This window comes from Candidatus Palauibacter sp., from assembly GCF_965222475.1.
GTDB lineage: Bacteria > Gemmatimonadota > Gemmatimonadetes > Palauibacterales > Palauibacteraceae > Palauibacter.
In genome coordinates this window covers 296,221-315,983 of sequence record NZ_CBDCUB010000001.1, presented here as the reverse complement: position 1 = coordinate 315,983, position 19,763 = coordinate 296,221, and the positions used below count along the sequence as shown (strand labels likewise).

The 19,763-nt window shown below is 70.0% G+C and carries 8 protein-coding genes; 4 read left to right on the top strand and 4 right to left on the bottom strand.

The features are described 5' to 3' along the window. The first annotated feature begins 51 nt into the window (after window positions 1-51). The 3 genes from ACOQPP_RS01335 (at window position 52) to ACOQPP_RS01325 (ending at window position 12,446) form a co-directional block, all read left to right on the top strand. Entirely contained in the window at window positions 52-4,398 is a 4,347-nt protein-coding gene (locus ACOQPP_RS01335; RefSeq protein WP_420635724.1) for a Calx-beta domain-containing protein, read from the top strand. Continuing rightward, window positions 4,355-5,269, top strand: a complete 915-nt coding sequence (locus tag ACOQPP_RS01330) for a hypothetical protein (RefSeq protein ID WP_420635723.1) — start codon at window positions 4,355-4,357, stop codon at window positions 5,267-5,269. Before ACOQPP_RS01335 ends, ACOQPP_RS01330 begins: the two co-directional genes overlap by 44 nt. Before the next feature lie 760 nt (window positions 5,270-6,029). Further along, a complete protein-coding gene (locus tag ACOQPP_RS01325) occupies window positions 6,030-12,446 on the top strand; it encodes a Calx-beta domain-containing protein (RefSeq protein WP_420635722.1) in 6,417 nt (2,138 codons plus the stop codon). 361 nt (window positions 12,447-12,807) lie between these two features. Here the strand turns inward: ACOQPP_RS01325 and ACOQPP_RS01320 are convergent, their stop codons facing one another. The 4 genes from ACOQPP_RS01320 to ACOQPP_RS01305 form a co-directional block, all read right to left on the bottom strand. Beyond that, window positions 12,808-16,479, bottom strand: a complete 3,672-nt coding sequence (locus tag ACOQPP_RS01320) for an ABC transporter permease/M1 family aminopeptidase (protein ID WP_420635721.1) — start codon at window positions 16,477-16,479, stop codon at window positions 12,808-12,810. After that, entirely contained in the window at window positions 16,476-17,396 is a 921-nt protein-coding gene (locus tag ACOQPP_RS01315) for an ABC transporter ATP-binding protein (protein ID WP_419164061.1), read from the bottom strand. The genes ACOQPP_RS01320 and ACOQPP_RS01315 overlap by 4 nt, the downstream gene beginning before the upstream one ends. Before the next feature lie 111 nt (window positions 17,397-17,507). Further along, complete coding sequence (locus tag ACOQPP_RS01310; protein WP_419164060.1) at window positions 17,508-17,705, bottom strand: hypothetical protein; 198 nt, start codon at window positions 17,703-17,705, stop codon at window positions 17,508-17,510. A 19-nt stretch (window positions 17,706-17,724) separates the two neighbouring features. After that, entirely contained in the window at window positions 17,725-18,054 is a 330-nt protein-coding gene (locus ACOQPP_RS01305) for a DUF1330 domain-containing protein (RefSeq protein WP_419164059.1), read from the bottom strand. Between the two features lie 86 nt (window positions 18,055-18,140). Between ACOQPP_RS01305 and ACOQPP_RS01300 the strand changes: the two genes are divergently transcribed. After that, window positions 18,141-19,493, top strand: coding sequence for an IS1380 family transposase (locus ACOQPP_RS01300; RefSeq protein ID WP_420635720.1), 1,353 nt, complete (start codon window positions 18,141-18,143; stop codon window positions 19,491-19,493). The last annotated feature ends 270 nt before the right edge of the window (window positions 19,494-19,763 follow it).

Here is a 19,763-nt window from a genome sequence, read left to right as displayed (position 1 = left end):
CCCGTCTACACCGCCTACCACCGCGGCGAAGATGTCGAGGTCGAGGCGACGGTGACCTTCGACGCGGCGGTCGACATCACCGGCACCCCGCAGCTGGAGCTGGACTTTGACGGCACCGCGAAAGCGGCAGCCTGCGCGGCCGCCACGAACACGACCGCGATGGTGTGCAGCTACACGGTGGCGGATGGCGACTCGGCCCCGGACGGCATCGCGATCACGGTGAACAAGCTTACCGGCGGCACCATCACGGCCACCTGCAGCACGACCGTCAGCGCCGACCTCGACCACACCGCGGTCCCGATCGACGCGGCGAAGACCATCGGGAAGCACTGGGACGGCATCCTCCTCTGGTTCCGCTCGAGGATCAGCAACGGTTCTACCGCGTGGGCATCGCGCGCGTTCGCCTCGCGACGGCTCCAGTTGTCGGGCGCGGTCAAGCACGGCGACGCCGAGAGCCCACGGCACGACCTCACACGGAGTCAGCGAGTAGCGACCATGTCCACACGATCACCTTGCCACGCGAGCAGATCCACAGCCCCCGACCTTCCGGCTCGCCCGGCCCGCTCCGCGGGCGCCGGCGCGTTCCGCGCCCGGCCCCGGTACGCCTTCCCGCGTTCGCGCCTCGCGCGCGCTCTCGCGCTGTCCGTCCTCGCCGGGATGGCGCTGCTCGCCCCCGGCGACGCCTCCGCCCAGACGGCGGAGAGGGTCCTCGCAATAAGCAGGGTCTCGCTAGACAGCACGTACAACCTCGGTGACACGATATCGGTGAACGTGACGTTCAGCGCGGCGGTGACGGTGACCGGCACGCCGCAGTTGGGGCTGGAGATCGGCACCGATACGCTGCAGGCGAACTACGCGAGCGGCAGCGGCACCCAGACGTTGCAGTTCGACTACGAGGTGGCGGCGGGCAACGAGGACACGGACGGGATCTGGGTCCCCGCGAACGCGCTGACGCTGAACGGCGGCACGATCACGGCCACCGGCAGCACGACCGCCGCCGACCTCGACCACAGCGCCGTGTCGATCGACGCCGGGCACAAGGTCGACGGCGTCCGCCCGACGCTCGTCACCACCGGAACCGATGCGCCGACGACCTCGGCCGACGGCACGAAGGTGATCCTGACCTTCAGCGAGGCCATCGGCACGGTCGACAACACCAAGATCACGGTGAAGAAGGGCGGCACGGACCAGACCACGACGGGGGCCGCGATCAACTCGACCAACAGCACCAGGGTCGAGATCACGCTGATGACGGCCCTGCTGAGTACCGACACCGATATCACGGTGGATCTGGCCGCGGACGCGGTCACGGACGTGCTGGGCAACGGCATCGCCGAAGTGCTCGGGACGGCCGTCAGCCTCGTGGACACCACCGCGCCGACGCTGGACCTGGACGGTGGTACGGTCCTAATTTTCGGTAGAACGGTGGCACTCACCTTCAGCGAGGACCTCGACCAAACCTCGGTGCCGGACAAGTCGCAATTCACGGTCACGGTCGAAGTAACAGTGCGCACCTTCACCATCACCGTCACCAGCGTGACGATCAGCGACAACGTGGTGTTCGTCGGGTTCAGCACGGACCCGTATCTGCGCCCCGGCGAGCACCTCAGCATCTCCTACACGAAACCCGCGTCGAACCCGCTGAAGGACGCGTCGGACAACGAGGTGGCGTCGTTCACCGACATCGAGGTGTACAACAACCTCACCCCCACCGCCCCGGAGGCGCCGGGGAGCCTCGCGGCCAGACCCGGCGCCAGCGTCGGCGCGATGGACCTGACGTGGGAGACCCCGTGGCACAACGGCGACGACATCACGAAATTCCAGGTGCGCCACGAGGCGGGTCCGTCCGTTTCCGCGTTGACGACGTGGGAGGACATCGACGGCAGCGGGCCGACCACGACGAGCCACACGGTGACCGGGCTCACCGAAGGGACGGAGTACACGTTCGAGGTCCGCGCCGTGAACGGCCTCACATTCGGCTACGGCGACGGCGACGAGGCGGCGATCACCGTGACCTACGCCACCGGCACGCCGGGCTCGCTGAAGGCGCGCCGCGGCGACGGCGAAGTACACTTGGAATGGGAGCCGCCGGCGGCGGTGCCGGGCGATCCCGACCTCGCCTACCAGCTCCGTTACGGGGCGGAGGGCGGGGAGTACGGCCAGTGGCGGGACATCCCCGGCGGACCGAACGCGCGGAGCCACACGGTGACCGGGCTCGAGAACGGGACGCGCTACGCGTTCGAGCTCCGCGTCCGCCGCGGCGGCAGCGGCTTCGGGAGGGCGGCGGAGATTCGGCAGACCCCGGAGGCGCCGCGCTGGTCGGTGTCGACGAACCGGCGCTCGGTCCACGAGGGTGAGGACGTGACGCTGGGCATCGCCACCAGCAACGCGGTCGGCTTCTACTCGGCGCCGGAGCCGCTGACCCTGGCGGTCATAGGCCAGATCGAGTTCGCGTCCACGACCATCGAAGGGGCGGATCCCGAAGACTACGAGATTCGGGTGGACGGCAACAACGTACAGGGATACACGAAGGACATCACGTTCCTCAACTACGGCGGCGATTTCCCCGCGCAGCACTTCGACCTGGAGGTGCCGGTCGGTTCAACTTCCCTGGACGTGACCGTGAAGGTGCTTGCCGACGGCCAGGAGGAGGACCAGGAGACGATGTCGTTCATGGTGTTCCGCGGGGAGGAGTGGGTGAACAGCGGCCCAGCATACGGTACGATCGGTGTGAACATCGAGTCATCCGGCGTCGGCGTCGTAAAGCAGCTCGCGGTGGCCGACGCCGAGGCGACGGAGGGCGAGGACCCGTCGCTGGACTTCGTGGTGACGCTCGCGCCGGCGGCGGCATGGACGGTGACCGTGGACTATGCGACCCATGACGGCACCGCGCGGGCGGGCTCGGATTACACGGACACGAGCGGCGCGCTGACCTTCGCGTCCGGCGAGACGGCGAAGACGGTTTCGGTGCCGGTCATCGACGACACGGTGCAGGACACCCCGGAAACGCTCACGTTGCGGCTGTCCAACGCCGATCCCCCGTACAACCGGACTAGTCGTGCGTGGGGCTCGGAGGAGGCCGGCGTGCTCATCGCGGACTCCGTCGCGACGGGGACGATCCGCAACACCGAGGACCAGGCGGAGCCGCCGGCCGTGAGTGTCTCGGACGCGAGCGCGGCGGAGGGCGATTCGGTGGTCTTCACGGTGTCGCTCTCGGCGACGAGCAGCCAGCAGGTGACGGTCGACTACGCAACGTCGGGCGGCACGGCGACGAGCGGGACCGACTTCACGGCGCACTCCGGGACGCTGACGTTCGTGGCGAACGAGACCTCGAAGATCGTGAGCGTCGCGACGACGGACGACTCGGTCGAGGAGGAGGACGAGACCTTCACGCTGACGTTGTCGAGCCCGGCGAACGCGACGCTCGGCAACGCGACGGCGACCGGCACGATCAACGACGATGACGTGGCAACAACGCCATTGACGGCGAGCTTCAGCGACATGCCGGCCTCGCACACGGGCGGGGAGTTCACGTTCGGGTTGGCGTTCAGCGAAGACGTCGAGCTCAGCTACGTGACCCTGCGCGACACCGCGTTCGCGGTGACCGGTGGCGAGGTGCAGACGGCCCAGCGCCAGCAGCAGGGCAGCAACCGGGCATGGAACATCACGGTCGAGCCGACTTCGACGAACGACGCGGTGACCATCACGCTGCCGGAGACGACCGACTGTGCCGCGAGCGGCGCGATCTGTACCGGGGACAGCCGGCCGCTGTCGCACTCGCTGTCGAGTTTGGTCGCGGGCCCGGTGAGCACTCCGGCGGTGAGCGTGTCCGATGCGAGCGCGGCCGAGGGCGATGCGGTTGCCTTTACGGTGTCGCTGTCGGCGGCGAGCGGCCAGCAGGTCACGGTCGAGTACGCGACGTCGGGCGGGACGGCGACGAGCGGGACCGACTTCACGGCGCAGTCCGGGGCGCTGACGTTCGCGGCGAACGAGACCTCCAAGACCGTGAGCGTTGCGACGACGGACGACTCGGTCGATGAGGAGGACGAGACCTTCACGCTGACGTTGTCGAGCCCGGCGAACGCGACGCTGGGCGACGCCACGGGCACGGGCACGATCGTCGACGACGACGTGTCGTTGACGGCGAGCTTCAGCAACATGCCCGCCTCGCACACGGGCGCGGAGTTCACGTTCGGGCTGGCGTTCAGCGAAAACGTCGAGCTCAGCTACGTGACGCTTCGCGACACCGCGTTCGTCGGTGACCGGTGGCGAGGTGAAGAGGGCCCAGCGCCAACAGCAGGGCAGCAACCAGGCATGGAACATCACGGTCGAGCCGGCTTCGGCGAACGACACGGTGAGCATCACGCTGCCGGAGACGACCGACTGCGACGCGGTTGACGCGATCTGCACCGGGGACGGCCAGCCGCTGTCGCACTCGCTGTCGGCGACGGTCGTCGACGCGGCCTCGTCGAGCGCGGGGGACGCGGCCAAGGGAGTCGTAGCAGACGACGCGCTAGACGCCGCGCTGGCCGTGGCGGACGGCGTGACCCCGGAGGAGGCCACCCAGGCGCTGTTCGGCGAGCGGAGGCTGAGCGAGGCCCAACTGACCGCCCTCGACCGTTTGGGCAACCGGAACGGCGGCTACGACCTCGGGGACGTGCTCTCCTGGATCGAGCGCTGCCGGCGGGGCGAGGCGCGCTGCGGAAGATCCTCCACGGATCCCGGTCCCGCTTCCTCCGCCGCCCTGCTCGGCGTCGCAGCGGCCGGACGGCGGCGAACCTCGAAGCAGCCGAAACGGGGCGACTCCGGGCGCCGCGGGCGGTCACCGGTCCGGGGCATGCGCCGCCGTGCGCGCAAGGCCGGCTACGCCCTCGCCATGCTGCTCGCCGCCACCATGGCCTGGTCTTGCACCGACGGTTCGGTGGGGCCGGCCGCCCCGGCCGCCGCCGTGCGGGGTCCGGGCTTCCTCACCGTCGAGTGGACTGGGCCGGCGGCCGCTCGCGACATCGGCGTTCTGATCGAGCTGGAAGGTCCCGGCATCGAGACCGTCCGCGCTCCCGGTCTCGACTTGTACGAATCCAGCGCGCCCGGGCGGCATCAGGTCGTGGTGGCGGGGTCGCTGCGGTCGGGTCCCCTCATGCAGTTCAAGGTGCCGGATCGCGGCCAGTTGCCCCTTTACCGGGTCCGCGTCGTGCAGGTCACGGGCGAGGACTACGCGCTCAGGGACCCCGGGGAGTACCGGGCCGTGATCACGTTGCAGTTGCACTGAAGCCTTCGGCTAGGATGGCCCCCCGACGTGCGCGCCGCGCGGGAGACCGCGCCCCGTGTCCTTTCGGCAGGAGACTGCGTTCCGATGCGGGAATGGGACGCGCTTGGAGTCGATCGCGCCCTGGGCATCGGAAGCGTTCGGCTCGCGATGGCTCCAGTTATCGGGCGCGGTCAAGCACGGCAACGCCGAAAGCCAACCGGACGACTCCACACCGAGTCAGCGAGGAGCGACCTTGTCCACACGAGTACCTGGACACGCGAGCAGATCCACAGCCCTCGACCGTCCGGCCCGTCCGGCCCGCTCCGCGGGCGCCGGCGCTTCCCGCGCCGCGGCCGGCCGTGCGGCGCGGGTTGTCCCCCGCCTTGCGGCTCCCGTCGCCACCCGACGGGGTCGCCGCGCCTCCGCCCCCGCCCGGCCCCGGTACGCCTTCTTGCGTTCGCGCCTCGCGCGCGCTCTCGCGGTGTCCACTCTACGCCGCGCCGAGGCCATGACGATGCCCCGCGCGCGGGACGCCTCTTCCCGACCTGCCCCACCGCCATCTTCCGCCGCGCCCCCCGCAGCGCGGGCTCGAGACCGGTCCCGTCGGCACGCCCGTCCAGGCCGCGCCGCCGACACCGTCCTCCCGAGTCAGCGAGTAGCGACCATGTCCACACGATCACCTCGCCACGCGAGCAGATCCAAGCCCTCGACCTTCCGGCCCTTCCGGGCCTGCTCCGCGGGCGCCGGCGCTTCCCTCGCCGGGCCCGGCCGGATGGCGCGGTTGAAAGCACGGCCGGGCAGGCGGGACGGGCGGAGAGCCGGGTTCACCGGCCGGGTCGGGACCATCGCCTCTCGCACCGGCGCTCTCGCGGCTGCCGTGCTGCTCGTGGCCGCCCCCGGCGCCTCCGCGCAGGACAACACCCCGCCGGGGCCGGCGAGTGCGACGGTGTATATCGAGAGGGTTCTGCGCCTGTATACCGACGAAGATCTCGATCGGACCTCGTTGCCGCACCCGTCTGCGTTCACGGTCAAGATCGACGGCACGGCGCGCCCCGCGAGGGAAGTTGGTTTCTGCGGCCGGGATTGCATAGCGATCCAGACCCACCTCACCCAGTTCGTATCCGCCGGCAAGACGGTGACGGTCTCCTACACGAAGCCCGCGACGAACCCGCTGCAGGATGCGGCGGGCAACGAGACCTTGTCGTTCACGGACTTTTCCGTCGACAACCCCTTTACCGCGACGGTGGACGGGGTGGCCTTGCTTTCACGGGCTGGCATCGGCCGCGTGGAACTTGATTGGCCCGCGGTTTCGGGCACCCCGCCCGTCACGAAGTACCAGTGGGGCTACTACCTCAACTCGCCGTTGGACATCGTCTTGGAGGATGTTCCCGGCGGCGCGGCCGCGCGCACCTACATCGTGACCGGTCTGAGCGACGGGCAGGAGTACACATTCATGATACGGGCCGTGAACAACGTCGGCTTCGGTCCGGGTCAATACATAAAGCACGGGCCGCTGATCCCGAACGTCGAGACACCGGGCGGCTTCACGGCGACGGGGGCCTTCCGGAAGCTGAACCTGGCGTGGACGGCGCCGGACTCGACCGTGACCGTGGCGCGGTACCAGTACCGGCTGAGCACCGACGGCGGCGACAATTGGAGCTTCTGGACCGACATCCCCGGCAGCGACGTTTCGACCACCGCCTACACCATAAGCGACCTTCCCGACGCGACCGGGTACACGGTCGAACTGCGGATGCGGGCCCGTTCGGTGCGCTCCGATGCGGCGAGAACCACCGCGAGAACGAACAACCTGCCGAGCGGCTACAAGGGCGCGCCCGGCGCGCCCACCGACCTCAGGGTGACGCTATCGCACAGCTGTCACGTGGACCTGTATTGGTCGGCCCCGGCATCGAATGGCGGCAAGGCGATCACGAAGTACGAGTTCCGTTACAGGAAACGGAATGGATCCTTCGGTTCCCGGTCTTCCGACTTGGGTGATCCGCTTCTCACTTACGTGACCTTGGGCACCCTCGCCTGTGACGATTACACCTTCGAGGTCCGGGCGGTGAACACCCAAGCTGGACCGCGCGCTTCGATCACCTTCACGTCCGTCGACGAGGGGCGGCCGAACGAACCCGTGGAGCTCGTCGCCGCGGGCGGCTTCCGGCGCGTGGCGCTGTCGTGGGAGACGCCGCGGGCCACCTTCAACCGTATCGACTACTACCAAGTGCGTTATCGATCGGGTGAGCAGCCTTACACCTCCTGGACGAGGATTCCAAACAGCAACTACCGGACCACCAGCCACACCCTGACCGGGCTGGCGGACGAGACCCCCTACGACATCCAGGTGCGGGCCGTGAATCCCGAAGGCGCCGGGGCGTCTGCCCAGCGGAGGGCGACAACGCAGGCCCTGCCCGTGGACGCACCGAGTGGCCTCACGGCGACGGCGGGCATCCGCAAGGTGGATCTGGCGTGGACGGCGGCGGCCTCGACCGTGGCCGTGGAGGCGTACCAGTACCGGCTGAGCACCGACGCCGGCGACACCTGGAGCGATTGGACCGACATTGCCGGAAGCGACGCGACGACCACCCGCCACACCGTGAGCCGCCTCGCCAACGGGACCGCCTACACGGTCGAGCTGCGGATCCGGGCCGGTACGTCGCGCTCCGCGGCGGCGAGCCGGAGCGCGACGACGCCGGACGTGCCGTCCGCGCCGGTGCTCTTCGCGAGGCCCGGCGACCGGTCGATCACGCTGACGTGGAGGACGCCGGGCAACCGCGGCCGGGCAATCACGAAGTACCAGTACCGGCGCACGAGAGCCAGCCCCGGTTTCACCGCCTGGTCCAATATCCGGGGCAGCGGGCCGACCACGACGAGCTACACGCACAGCAGCGGGCTCTCGGATGCGGGGAGGAAATACACCTTCGAGGTGCGCGCGGTGAACGCGGTGGGCAACGGCCGCGCGGGGAGCGTCGACGGCACGACGGCGGTGTCGGCTAACCCGACGATCCGAACCTGGAGGGCCTTGGGGGCGGAAGGCCGAGACGCGACTGTCGACTTCTCGGTGCAACTCCACCCGGCCGCGAACTCGACGGTGACGGTGGACTACCGCACCGAGGACAACACCGCGACCGCGCCCGCGGACTATCGGGCGACGGACGGGACGCTGACCTTCGCGCCGGGCGAGACGGAAAAGACCGTGTCGGTGCCGATCGTCGACGACGCGGTGGAGGACAGCGGCGAGTGGTTTTGGCTGCGGCTGAGCAACGTCTCTGGCGCGCTTCTCGGAGACAAGTACGCAGGCGGCTGGATCTATAACCATGAGGACGTGGTCGCGGGCTTCACGCTGGTGGACGCGGCGTCGGGCACGGATGTCGGATCGCTCGCGGACGGGACCGAGGTCACGCTGGCCGATCCGGCGAACGGGCGCTACGGCATCGTGGCCCAGGCCGCGCCTGGGATCGGCAGCGTCCGGCTCGAGCTGACCGGCGCGAAGTCGGTCGCGCACACCGACAACGCGTCGCCGTACTCGCTCTACGGCGACGGCGGCGGCACGGTCGAGGGCGAGGCGCTGCCGGCCGGCGGCTACACGCTGAGCGGGACCGCGTACACGGAGGCGGACGGCGCAGGGGAGGCGCTCGGAACGCGAACCGTGTCGTTCACGGTGAAGGAGGGGGACGAGACGGCGACGACCGGGCTGCCGGTGATCTACGGAACGCCGCGGGTGGGCGAGAAGCTGACGGCGTCGGTGGACGGGATCGAGGACGAGGACGGTCTTGAGAACGCGACGTTCGCCTACCAGTGGCTGTCGAACGACGGGGGCGCGGACACCGACATCGAGGGCGCGACGGACTCGACCTACACGCCGGTTCCGGCGGACGCGGGCAAGACCGTCAAGGTGCGGGTGACGTTTACCGACGACGGCGGCTCGCGGGAGACGCGCGTCAGCGCCGCGACGGACCCGGTGGCGGTGGCCATCTCAAGCGTGCTGTCGGTGGCCGACATCGAGGCGGCCGAGGAGGAGGACAGCACGCTGGACTTCGTGGTGACGCTCGACCCGGCGGCGAGCGACACCGTGACGGTGGACTACGCCACGTCGGACGGCACGGCGACGGCGGGAGAGGACTACACCGCGACGAGCGGCACGCTGACCTTCCAGGCGGGCGATACGACGAAGACGATCTCCGTGTCGATCGCCGACGACGCGGAGGACGACGGCGGCGAGACGTTCACGCTCACCCTGAGCAACGCCTCGGGCGCCGATCTCGGCGATGCGGAGGCGACGGGGACGATCCGGGACACCGAGACCGCCGCCGAACTCTCGGCCGACTTCCCCGAGAGCGCGTTCACCTCGAAGCGGCACGCGGGATCGGACGACCGCCCCCAGGTGGTGGTGACGTTCAGCGAGCCGGTGGCGTCGTTCGATAGGAACACGCCGTCGGTGACGGTGACGGGGGCGTCGGCGCTGTCGGTTCAGGCACACACGGAGGACGGGCTCGAGAACGCCTACATGTTCTTCATGACACCGGACGGGAACAGCGACGTGACGTTTGCGCTGGTCGCGGACGCGGCGTGCGCCTCGGGCGGCATCTGCACGGCCGGCGGGACGGTGCTGACGCAGGTGCCGGCGGCGTGGACGATCCCCGGTCCGAGCGGGGACTCGAGCAGCCTGTCGGTGGCCGACGCGGAGGCGACCGAGGAAGAGGACGCCGCGCTGGAGTTCGTGGTGACGCTGACCCCGGCCGCGAGCGACACGGTGACGGTGCACTACGCCACGTCGGACGGCACGGCGACGGCGGGAGAGGACTACACCGCGATGAGCGGCACACTGACGTTCACGGCGGGCGATACAAGGAAGACGATCTCCGTGCCGATCACGGACGACACGGAGGTCGACGGGGGGGAGACGTTCACGCTCACCCTCAGCAACGCCTCGGGTGCCGCCCTCGGCGATGCGGAGGCGACGGGGACGATCCTTGACGACGACAATGCAGCGCCGCTGACGGCGAGTTTCAGCGACATGCCGGCCTCGCACACGGGTGAGGAGTTCACGTTCGGGCTGGCGTTCAGCGAAGAGGTCGAGGTCGGCTACGTGACGCTGCGCGACACCGCGTGCCCTCGGCGATGCGGAGGCGACGGGGACGATCCGGAACACCGAGGCCGCGGCGCCGCTGACGGCGAGTTTCAGCGACATGCCGGCCTCGCACACCAGCAGGTGAGGAGTTCACGTTCGGGCTGGCGTTCAGCGAAGACCGTTGAGGTTGCTACGACGGACGACTCGGTGGCAGAAGAGAGCGAGACCTTCACGCTCACGTTGTCGAGCCCGGCGAACGCGACGCTCGGCGACGCGACGGCCACCGGCACGATCAACGACAACGACGACGCGTTGCCGCCGCTGACGGCGAGCTTCAGCGACATGCCGGCCTCGCACACGGGCGGGGAGTTCACGTTCGGGCTGGCGTTCAGCGAAGAGGTCGAGGTCGGCTACGTGACGCTGCGCGACACCGCGTTCGCGGTGACGGGTGGCGAGGTGCGGGAGGCCCAGCGCCAACAGCGGGGCAGCAACCTGGCATGGAACATCACGGTCGACCCAGACGGCCAGGGCGCCGTTACGATCACGCTGCCCGAGACGACCGACTGCGACGCGGTTGACGCGATCTGTACCGGGGACGAGCGACCGCTGTCGCACTCGCTGTCGAACGTGGTCGCGGGACCGGTGATCATTCCGACGGTGGGCGTGTCCGACGCGAGCGCGGCCGAGGGCGATGCGGTCCCCTTCACGGTGTCGCTGTCGGCGGCGAGCAGCCAGCAGGTGACGGTCGAGTACGCGACATCGGACGGCACGGCGACGAGCGGGGCCGACTTCGCGGCGGCGTCGGGAACACTGACGTTCGCGGCCAACGAGACCTCGAAGACCGTTGAGGTTGCTACGACGGACGACTCGGTGGCAGAAGAGAGCGAGACCTTCACGCTCACGTTGTCGAGCCCGGCGAACGCGACGCTCGGCGACGCGACGGCCACCGGCACGATCAACGACAACGACGACGCGTTGCCGCCGCTGACGGCGAGCTTCAGCGACATGCCGGCCTCGCACACGGGCGGGGAGTTCACGTTCGGGCTGGCGTTCAGCGAAGAGGTCGAGGTCGGCTACGTGACGCTGCGCGACACCGCGTTCGCGGTGACGGGTGGCGAGGTGCGGGAGGCCCAGCGCCAACAGCGGGGCAGCAACCTGGCATGGAACATCACGGTCGAGCCGACTTCGGCGAACGACACGGTGATCATCACGCTGCCGGAGACGACCGACTGCGACGCGGTTGACGCGATCTGTACCGAGGACGACCGGCCGCTGTCGCACTCGCTGTCGGCGAAGGTCGTCGACGCGGCCTCGTCGAGCGCGGGCGACGCGGCCAACGGGGACGTGGCAGACGATCCGCTAGACGACGCGCTGGACGTCCTGGACGGCGTGACCCCGGATCACGCCGCCGCCGCGTTGGTCGGCGAGCGGACCCTCGGCGAGGCCCAACTGGAGGCGCTCGACCGCCTGGGCAACCGGAACGGCCGCTACGACCTCGGCGACGTGCTCTCCTGGAGAGATCGCTGTGGGCGGGGTGAGGCACGCTGCGGACGAGCTCCCACGGATCGCGGTCCCGCTTCGGCCGCCGCCCTGCTCGGGCTCGCCGCGGCCGGACGCCGCCGGACCCCCAGGCGCCCGAGACGGCGCGGCTCCGAGCCCCGCCCGGCGCGCAGGGCCGCCTGCGCGCTCGCCCTGCTGCTTGCGGCCACCACGGCGTGGTCGTGCACCGGCGATCTGGTGGGGCCAGCCGCCGCCGAGCGGGATCCGGGCTCTCCGGCCGTCGAGCAGCCTTCCCCGGCAACCGCCGAGGCGGGTCCCGGGTTCCTGACCGTCGAGTGGACGGCACCGGCGGCCGGCCGCGCCACCGGCGTTCTGCTGGAGCTCGAGGGTCCCGGCATCGAAGCCGTCGTCGGGGCTCCCGGTCTCGAGCTCTACCATTCCGCCGCGCCGGGGCGCGATCGGATCGTCGTGGCGGGCTCGCTCGAGGACGGCCCGCTCCTGCGCTTCCGGGTGCCGGACCGCGGCCAGCTCGCCCGGTACCGGGTCCGCGTCCTCCAGGTCACGGGAGAGGACTACGGCCTCAGGGACGTGGGGGAGTACCGGGCCCTGGTCGCGTCAAACTGACAACCTGCGGGTCTCGAACCTTACACGCCCTGAGCAATTCCCAGATTGCTGTGCGCCCGAGCGGCGTTCCATGCAAACCCGGAAACACAAGCCGGTTGCCCCGACCGAGCGTCCGTCCGGGTCGATCTCCCTCCACAGCGCCCCGCGGACCTCGCGGGAGCGCGTCGCCGTCAGCACCAGGAACTCGAAGGCCAGCTTCACCACGGGCCGCCCGTTCGACGCACGCACGCTGCGGATCGCCGACGCCACTTCGCCGAGGCGCAGGGGTTGTCGGGCCGAAGGTCCATCGCCACCGCCCACTCCATACCCGCGCGCATGCGCTGGCGCAGCTTCCGGGGGCTGACTTCGGGCGGATCCCTCCTCAGAAGTCGAACACGGCCGCGTCCCGGTTGAGTTGCAGGACCCCCACGTCCGGGTCGACCAGCACGCGCTCGGGGTCGAACCCGGCGCGGATCTCGAACTCGGCTGACTGGTCGGCACCCAGCGTCACCTCGGTGCGCGCGTCGCGGTAGCCCTCCGCGACTACAGAGCGCTCCCGGTCGTCTCCCTCGTCGGACCAGCGGTCACCCGCCGTCGCCGCCACCTCCACCGTCAGCTCCCCACTGCCGACGTTCCGGATCGTCCCCCGCACGACCCACACGTCCTCGCCGCCGCCAGCGCCCGCCCCGGCGCTCTCAAGGGTCTTCGTCACGTCCTCGAACTCGTACTCGGGCACCACCACGTCATAGAACCACTGGTCGGCGAAGGCGTCGAACCTCGCCGTGTCCGGCGCGAAGCCGCGGAGGACGGCCAGCATGTCCTGGAGCACCGGGAAGTCCGGGTCCGGGTTGTACTTCTCGATGAAGGCGCGGAGGCCGGCGAGGATGTTGTCGCGGCCCATCTCCTGCTGGAGCATCCACATCACCCAGGCGCCCTTCTCATAGGTGACGGTGCCGTCGCCGGCGCGGCTGCCGTCCGTCCTCACCATCGGGCGCTCCGAGTCGACGAAGCGTCGGAAGCCGTACTGCGATTCGGTCCGCTTGCCGAACTCGATGCGGTAGCGGTCGCCGTACACCTGTTCGTGCAGGAGCATGGTGGCGTAGTGGGACATGCCCTCGGAGAGGATGTTGCCGCCGGGGCCGTCGCCGGGCACCAGCAGGTTCCCCCACCATTGGTGCGCGGCCTCGTGCGCGACGACCAAGAACGCCACGTGTGAGACCGGGTCGCTCTTCGCCAGGAACCCGATCCCCTCGCTGAACGAGATGTTCGTGGGGAAGCCCTGGGCGTAGCCCGCGTAGTCGGGGAACTCGGAGATCTTGAGCAGGTCCCACGGGAAGGGATAGAACCACTCGGAGTAGTACCTGCGCGCCGCGTCGAGGGCGGCGGACATCTCCTCGATATTGTAGTCGTGCTCCGGGTGATGGTAGATGGCGGTGCCGTCCCCCTCGATCACTTCGTACCTGCCGGCGATCACGTTGAACAGGGTCACGGGATGGTCGGTCTCCCACACCACCGTGCGCCGGCCGTCGGCGACCTCGCTACTCACCAGTTGGCCGACGCCGTTGGCGGTGAAGGCCTCGGGCGTCGTGATCCGCGTCCGCACCGTGAACGGCCCGCCGCCCCAGCCGAACATCGGCTCCGTCTCCCCCTCGTAGAAGTCGTCGGGTTGGTCGCGGGGTTCGGCCGAGTTGTCCTCGTCCACGCCGATCCCGGGCAGATATCCCGGCACCGGCACGAAGTTCGGCCCGAAGGCCGTGAGCACGATCCCCGATTCGAGGATGAACTGCCCCGCCCCGCCGGGCCCCTGGCTCATGCCCTCCATGAACACGAAGTCGTATTCGAAGCCGATCGTGAGCGTGTCCCCGGTCGCCAGCGGCTCCTCGGGCGTGAAGATGAACAGGTTCGCGCGGTCCTCGGGTTCGTACGCCTCGCCGTTGAAGGTCCATTCGATGGGATCCCACGGCCCGGCCGTGATCGGAAACCGCTCGTACGCGTAGTCGCGGTGGTTGAAGAAGGTGTATTCCCCCTTCACGGCGACGGAGCGCTCGCTCGGCTCGAAGTCGAGATCGAGGTCCACGCGGGAGACCGACGGCATGCGGAAGTCGGTCCAGGTGGCGGTGTTCCGCTCCCAGTAGTCCTCCGCCCACTCCCCCGCGGCGTCCCCCTGGTAGCCCCGCTCGCCCCCGGCGGCGAGGATCGAGGCGAAGACGATGGCGGGGATTCCCAAGGGCAGGAGGCGGAGGGCGCCGAGCAGGAGCGGCTTCGGGCGGAGGCGGTGGATGATCCCGACCGCGTCGAAGTCCTGGCGCCCGTACCACTTCACGGAGAGCCCGACGAGGAGCGGCACGAGGCTCAGGTAGAGGAGGCGGTTGAGGAGAAGCGGGGTCCCGTGCAGGGTGAACGTACCCATGTCGCTCCAGCTGAGGACGCCCCAGCCCAGCCAGTTGGTCACCCACGTCATCCCGTCGCCCGTCCGCACGTCGAATATCGTGTAGAAGATGAGCCCGACCCCGAGCGCGTACACCGCGTACCGGTTGCGGAGCAGCGAGAAGAGGGCGGTGACGAGCGCCGTCCAGAAGATGAAGGTGGGGATGAGGACGGCCCCCCACGCGACGACGAAGGGGAAAATGTCGGACCCCACGGGGCTCCCGCCGAAGATCTGCTGGTAGAGGAGGACGACCGCGTTGGCGACGAGCATGATGAGCAGGATGAAACCCGCCATGACGCTGTTCCCCAGCGTCTTGCCGAGGAGGACGGCCCCGGTGCCGACGGGCGTGGCGGCGAAGATCTCGTGCATGCGGCGGCTGCGTTCCTTGTGCAGCGACTCCACGGTGTAGAAGAGGAGCAGGAAGCAGAGGAGGAGGTTGAGCGTGTTGAGCTGGGCTTCCGCCATCGCGCCCGGCGTGTAGAGGAGACGGGAACTGAAGGGACCGATCGTGAACAGCGTCGCATTGACCGCCGTGAAGAGGATGAGGGGGACGAAGAGGTACATCCCCGGCCGCACCACGAGGTCCCGGATCTCGCCCCGCGCAATGACGCCGGCCCCCTTCCGGAAGCCGATGGGGCGGGTCGTCATCTCGAGGTCCGTCAGGGTTGTCGCCGCCGCCTGGCTCGGGGTCAGAACGGGATCGGCGGCTGAAGCGGCGACGGGGGCCTTTCGGCGCCGAAGCCGGCGCAAAAAGCGGAACTCCACGCCGCCGGCCAGCATCCTGCGGGCGTAGCTGCGCACCGCGCCCGCTACGGCCGCGAGTCCCAGCAGCGCGACGACCACCCGGCTGATGACGAATCCGGCGTCGGGCCGCAGCGGCTGAGTGTTGTAGAACTCCACGCCCCGGTCGACGGCAAGAAAGGTCTCGTCCAGCCACCGGAAGCCGGAGGGATCGATGAGCATGAGCACCCGGTTGACGTCCGGCGAGAGCCAGTCCGGCGACCAGGTGGCCAGGAACGTGAGGGTGACGAGGAGCGACGCCATGGGGAAGGCGAAGACGATGATCGGACGGCGCGTCCAGGTGCCGAGGAAAAAGGCGACGCCCCCGAAGAGCAGAATCTGCGGCACCCCGAAGAGGAGCGTCGGGAAGAGGTAGTTCCAGGGGGAGAAGGGGCCGATGTACTCGGACCCTCCGGACCCCCGCACGATGTGCGCGAAGAAGCTCAGGAAGACGAGGAAGAGCAGCCATGCGGCCGCGAACGCGCCCACCGCTCCGCAGAACTTGCCCCACGCGTACTCCCGTGGCGTGAGTCGCGTGGAGTGGAAGACCTCCGTCACCTGGAGTTCGAGGTCGCGGATGACGACCATCCCGCACGAGATGGCCAGGAACCAGGCCGCGATCGCGAGCATGACGATGCCCTGGATCATGCTCTGGTTGTAGACCGAGGTGATGTGGGGCCGCTCGGCGCCGGGGACGAAGCTGCCCGTGGACATGACGACCGACCCCTGGGCCAGCCCGATGGCCATGAGCGCGAGGATCACGAGGAGGACCCACTGGGCCGGGCGGCGGAACGCCGCCAGGAATTCCCGGCGGGTGACCTCCCACCACCGCGTGAACGCGTTCACGCCGTACCCTCCTCAGCGGCGTCGCCCCCGGCGCCGTTCGCCTGGGCGCCATTGGCCTGCGCGAGCAGGAGGTAGGCGTCCTCGAGCGTGGGGCCGGCAGCTTCGAAGCCCGCCGGGGGCGGGCCCTCGGGGAGGTGGATGCGGACCTGGTTGCGGCCCTCGATGAGGATCGCCTGCGTGACCCGGTAGTCGCGGTCGACCGCGGGCAGGTCCTCCTTCTCGACCGCGCCCTGGTAGATCGTGCCCGCGAGGCGGTTGCGGGCCTCCGCGGGCGTCGTGTCCGCCACGAAGCGGCCGCCGTACATGATCGCGACGCGTGGACAGAGCACCGAGATGTCGTCCACGATGTGCGTGGAGAGGAGGACGGTGCGGTCCTCGGCCAGTTCCGCGACCAGGCGGTAGAAGCGGAGCCGCTCCTCCGGGTCGAGGCCCGCGGTCGGCTCGTCCACGACCAGCAGCCGCGGGTCGCCCGCCAGCGCCTGCGCGATCCCGAGCCGCTGCCGCATGCCGCCCGAGTAGCCCTTCACCTTGCGCTTCGCGGCGTAGGAGAGGTTCACGCGGTCGAGCAGTTCCGCGGCGAGCCGCTTCACCCCCTGCGGCGCCTCCACCCCCTTGAGCACGAGCAGAAAGCGCAGCATCGACTCGCCCGTGAGGTGCGGGTAGAAGCCGAAGTCCTGCGGCAGGTAGCCCAGCTGCCGCCGGATGCGGCGCGGATCGGCGACGATGTCCTCGCCGTCGAAGTGGACGGTGCCGGAGGTAGGCTCGAGCAGCCCGGCGACGATGCGCATGAGGGTGGTCTTCCCCGCCCCATTCGGGCCGAGGAGCCCGAACATCCCCTGCCCGACGTCGAGCGACACCCCCTGCAGGGCGGCAACGGGGCCGGGGTAGACCTTGACGAGGTTCCGGATCTCAAGCATGGCGTCGGCCGCCTTTCGTTCGCAGGCTGGTCCCAGCGCCGGGATCGAGGCGCGTGCGGAGACTATAGTAGAACCGGACGGGGAGGGCGGAGTCCGGGTTTCAGGAATACGTCAACGGCTTCGGATACACCGAAGGACGTAGACCAGGGCTGCTCCGGCTGTTACGGCCATGCCGATGTTCCCGTATGTCACGCTGACCTGGAGCCCAAGAAACAGCGAGAACGAGAACATGAGATAGATGAGCACGATGGCTGCCAGATGACCGGCCACTCTCAGTGCGACCTTCAACGCACGCCGGTCATCCGTCATCGGCGAAGTCCTGCGGGGGCTAGGCTCCCTCGACGATCACGACCTCGCGGGTAAAGGCTCCGCCGGCGCTCTTCAGAGCCTGCTGATGCCCGGGGCTGTCGTAGAACGCCTGCGCGGACGCGGCGTCGGGAAAACGCTGGACGACGACGACATCGGGCGTCTCGCCCTCAAGCGTCTCGCACTCGCGCGCCCGAACCACGAATTCACCGTCGGATTGCGCAAACAGCGCCGTCGCCGCCGCCGTGAATGCGCCATGCGCCTCGGGATCATGAACCCGGATCCTGCGATCGTCGGCGCGGGGCTGGCCCGGGGAGGGTGGCCGCGGCCGGGGACGGGATATTGGAAACATAGTGCCGGACTATGGAAAAGCACCGCCCGGGGCCCTACGTTCAGGGGGACTGTACGAGAGTTCACCCCGGAACGGAGGACACCCGAATGGTGCGTGGAAACGACTATACCGGACCGCGGCCGCACGTGCAAGGATCGGCGGCCGCGCTGAGGGTCCGCGGGGGCGGCGGGCGGATCACCGACGCGGGCGGCCTCGTCGTGGTGCGGAAGCTGTGGGACGCGCTGGGGCTGGGCGGCTGGATCGACGACCGGGCGCGGGAGGTCCCCGGCCGCTACCGGCCGTCGCTGATGGTCGAGTCGTGGGTGGTGCCGCTCCTGTACGGCGGCGGGGCGATGGACGACCTGCCGCTTCTGGAGCGGCGGGGCGTGCGCCGCATCTTCGGCTGGGCGCGGGTGCCGCACCCGGCCACGTTCGGGCGCTGGCCGCGGTGCTCGGCCGCGGTGATGTCCCCCCTGCTCGACGATCTGCTGTGGCGGATGGTGCGGCGGCGCTGGGAGATGGCCGGCGGGGCGCCCCGGTCGGCGACGATCGTGATGGACTCGACCGTCGTGGTGCGCTACGGGCTGAAGCAGGCGGGGGCGGAGCGGGGCTACAACCCGAAGAAGCCGGGCCGTCCCTCGCACCACCCCCTGCTGGCCTACGTCCTGGAGACGGGCGACTGCCTCGGGGTGCGCTGGCGGCCGGGGGGCGCGCACACGGCCCGGGGGGCGGAGGCGTGGCTGGCCGGGCTGGTGGCCCGCCTGAGGGGGGCGGGGGTGCGGCGGATCGCCGTGCGGCTGGACAAGGGGTTCTTCTCCAAGTCCATCGCGCGGCGCATGGAGGCGCTCGGCGTGTCCTATCCGCTCAAGGTGCCGCGGCACGCCTGGCTCGGCGGCTTCCGGGGCGCCTGGGAGACCGCCGCCGCGGACGAGGCGGAGGGCCGGGAGCTGAGGACCGCCTCCGGCGATCTGTGGGGGACGCGGCTTCTCTCGGTCGAGAGGCGGAGACGGGTCGGGCCGGACGAGGGAGAACTCGATCTCGCGGCGTGGGAGACCACGATGAGCGCCGACGTTCCGACCGACATCGAGGGCATCGGCCCCGTCGAGGCGTGGCGCGCCTACAACGCGGGGGCGGTCGTCGAGCAGCGGATCGGCGAGCTGGGCCAGCTCTCGGCCGGCCGCACCGCGGTGGACGATCTCGGCGGCAACGCCCTGCTGTGGAGCCTCGCCGTGCTCGCCTACCAACTCCTCCACATCCTGCGCGCGAACTGCCTCGGCGGCCGCTGGCGCGCCGTGCAGCCGCGCGGCATCCGGCTGCGCCTGCTGCGCGCCCCCGCCAGGATCACCTCCCACGCCCGCCGAACCTCGCTCCGGTTCGCGCGCGCCGAACCGGCCCTCGGCCTCCTTGGGCGGGCGCTCCGAACCATCGCGACGGGGCTCGCGCCGCCCGCACCCGCCTGACCGGTCCCGGCCCCGGCCTTCCGAAGGCGCCGCGCGGCGGTGCCCACTCCCCGTGTCTCCGCGAGCCGCCGGGGACGCTCCCCGAGTGCCCCCGGGCCGTCCCCGCCGCCCGCGGCCGCCTCGAAAATGCCCCTCCCGGCACCGAACCGCCGCACCCGCCGGTCATAATCACGCCCCCGGCCCACGACTATCCGCCAATGCAGGATCCGGGATGAACCTTCGTCCGAATCACTATGTAAGCTGCCACGTCAGGCTCCTCCGGATTGCTGG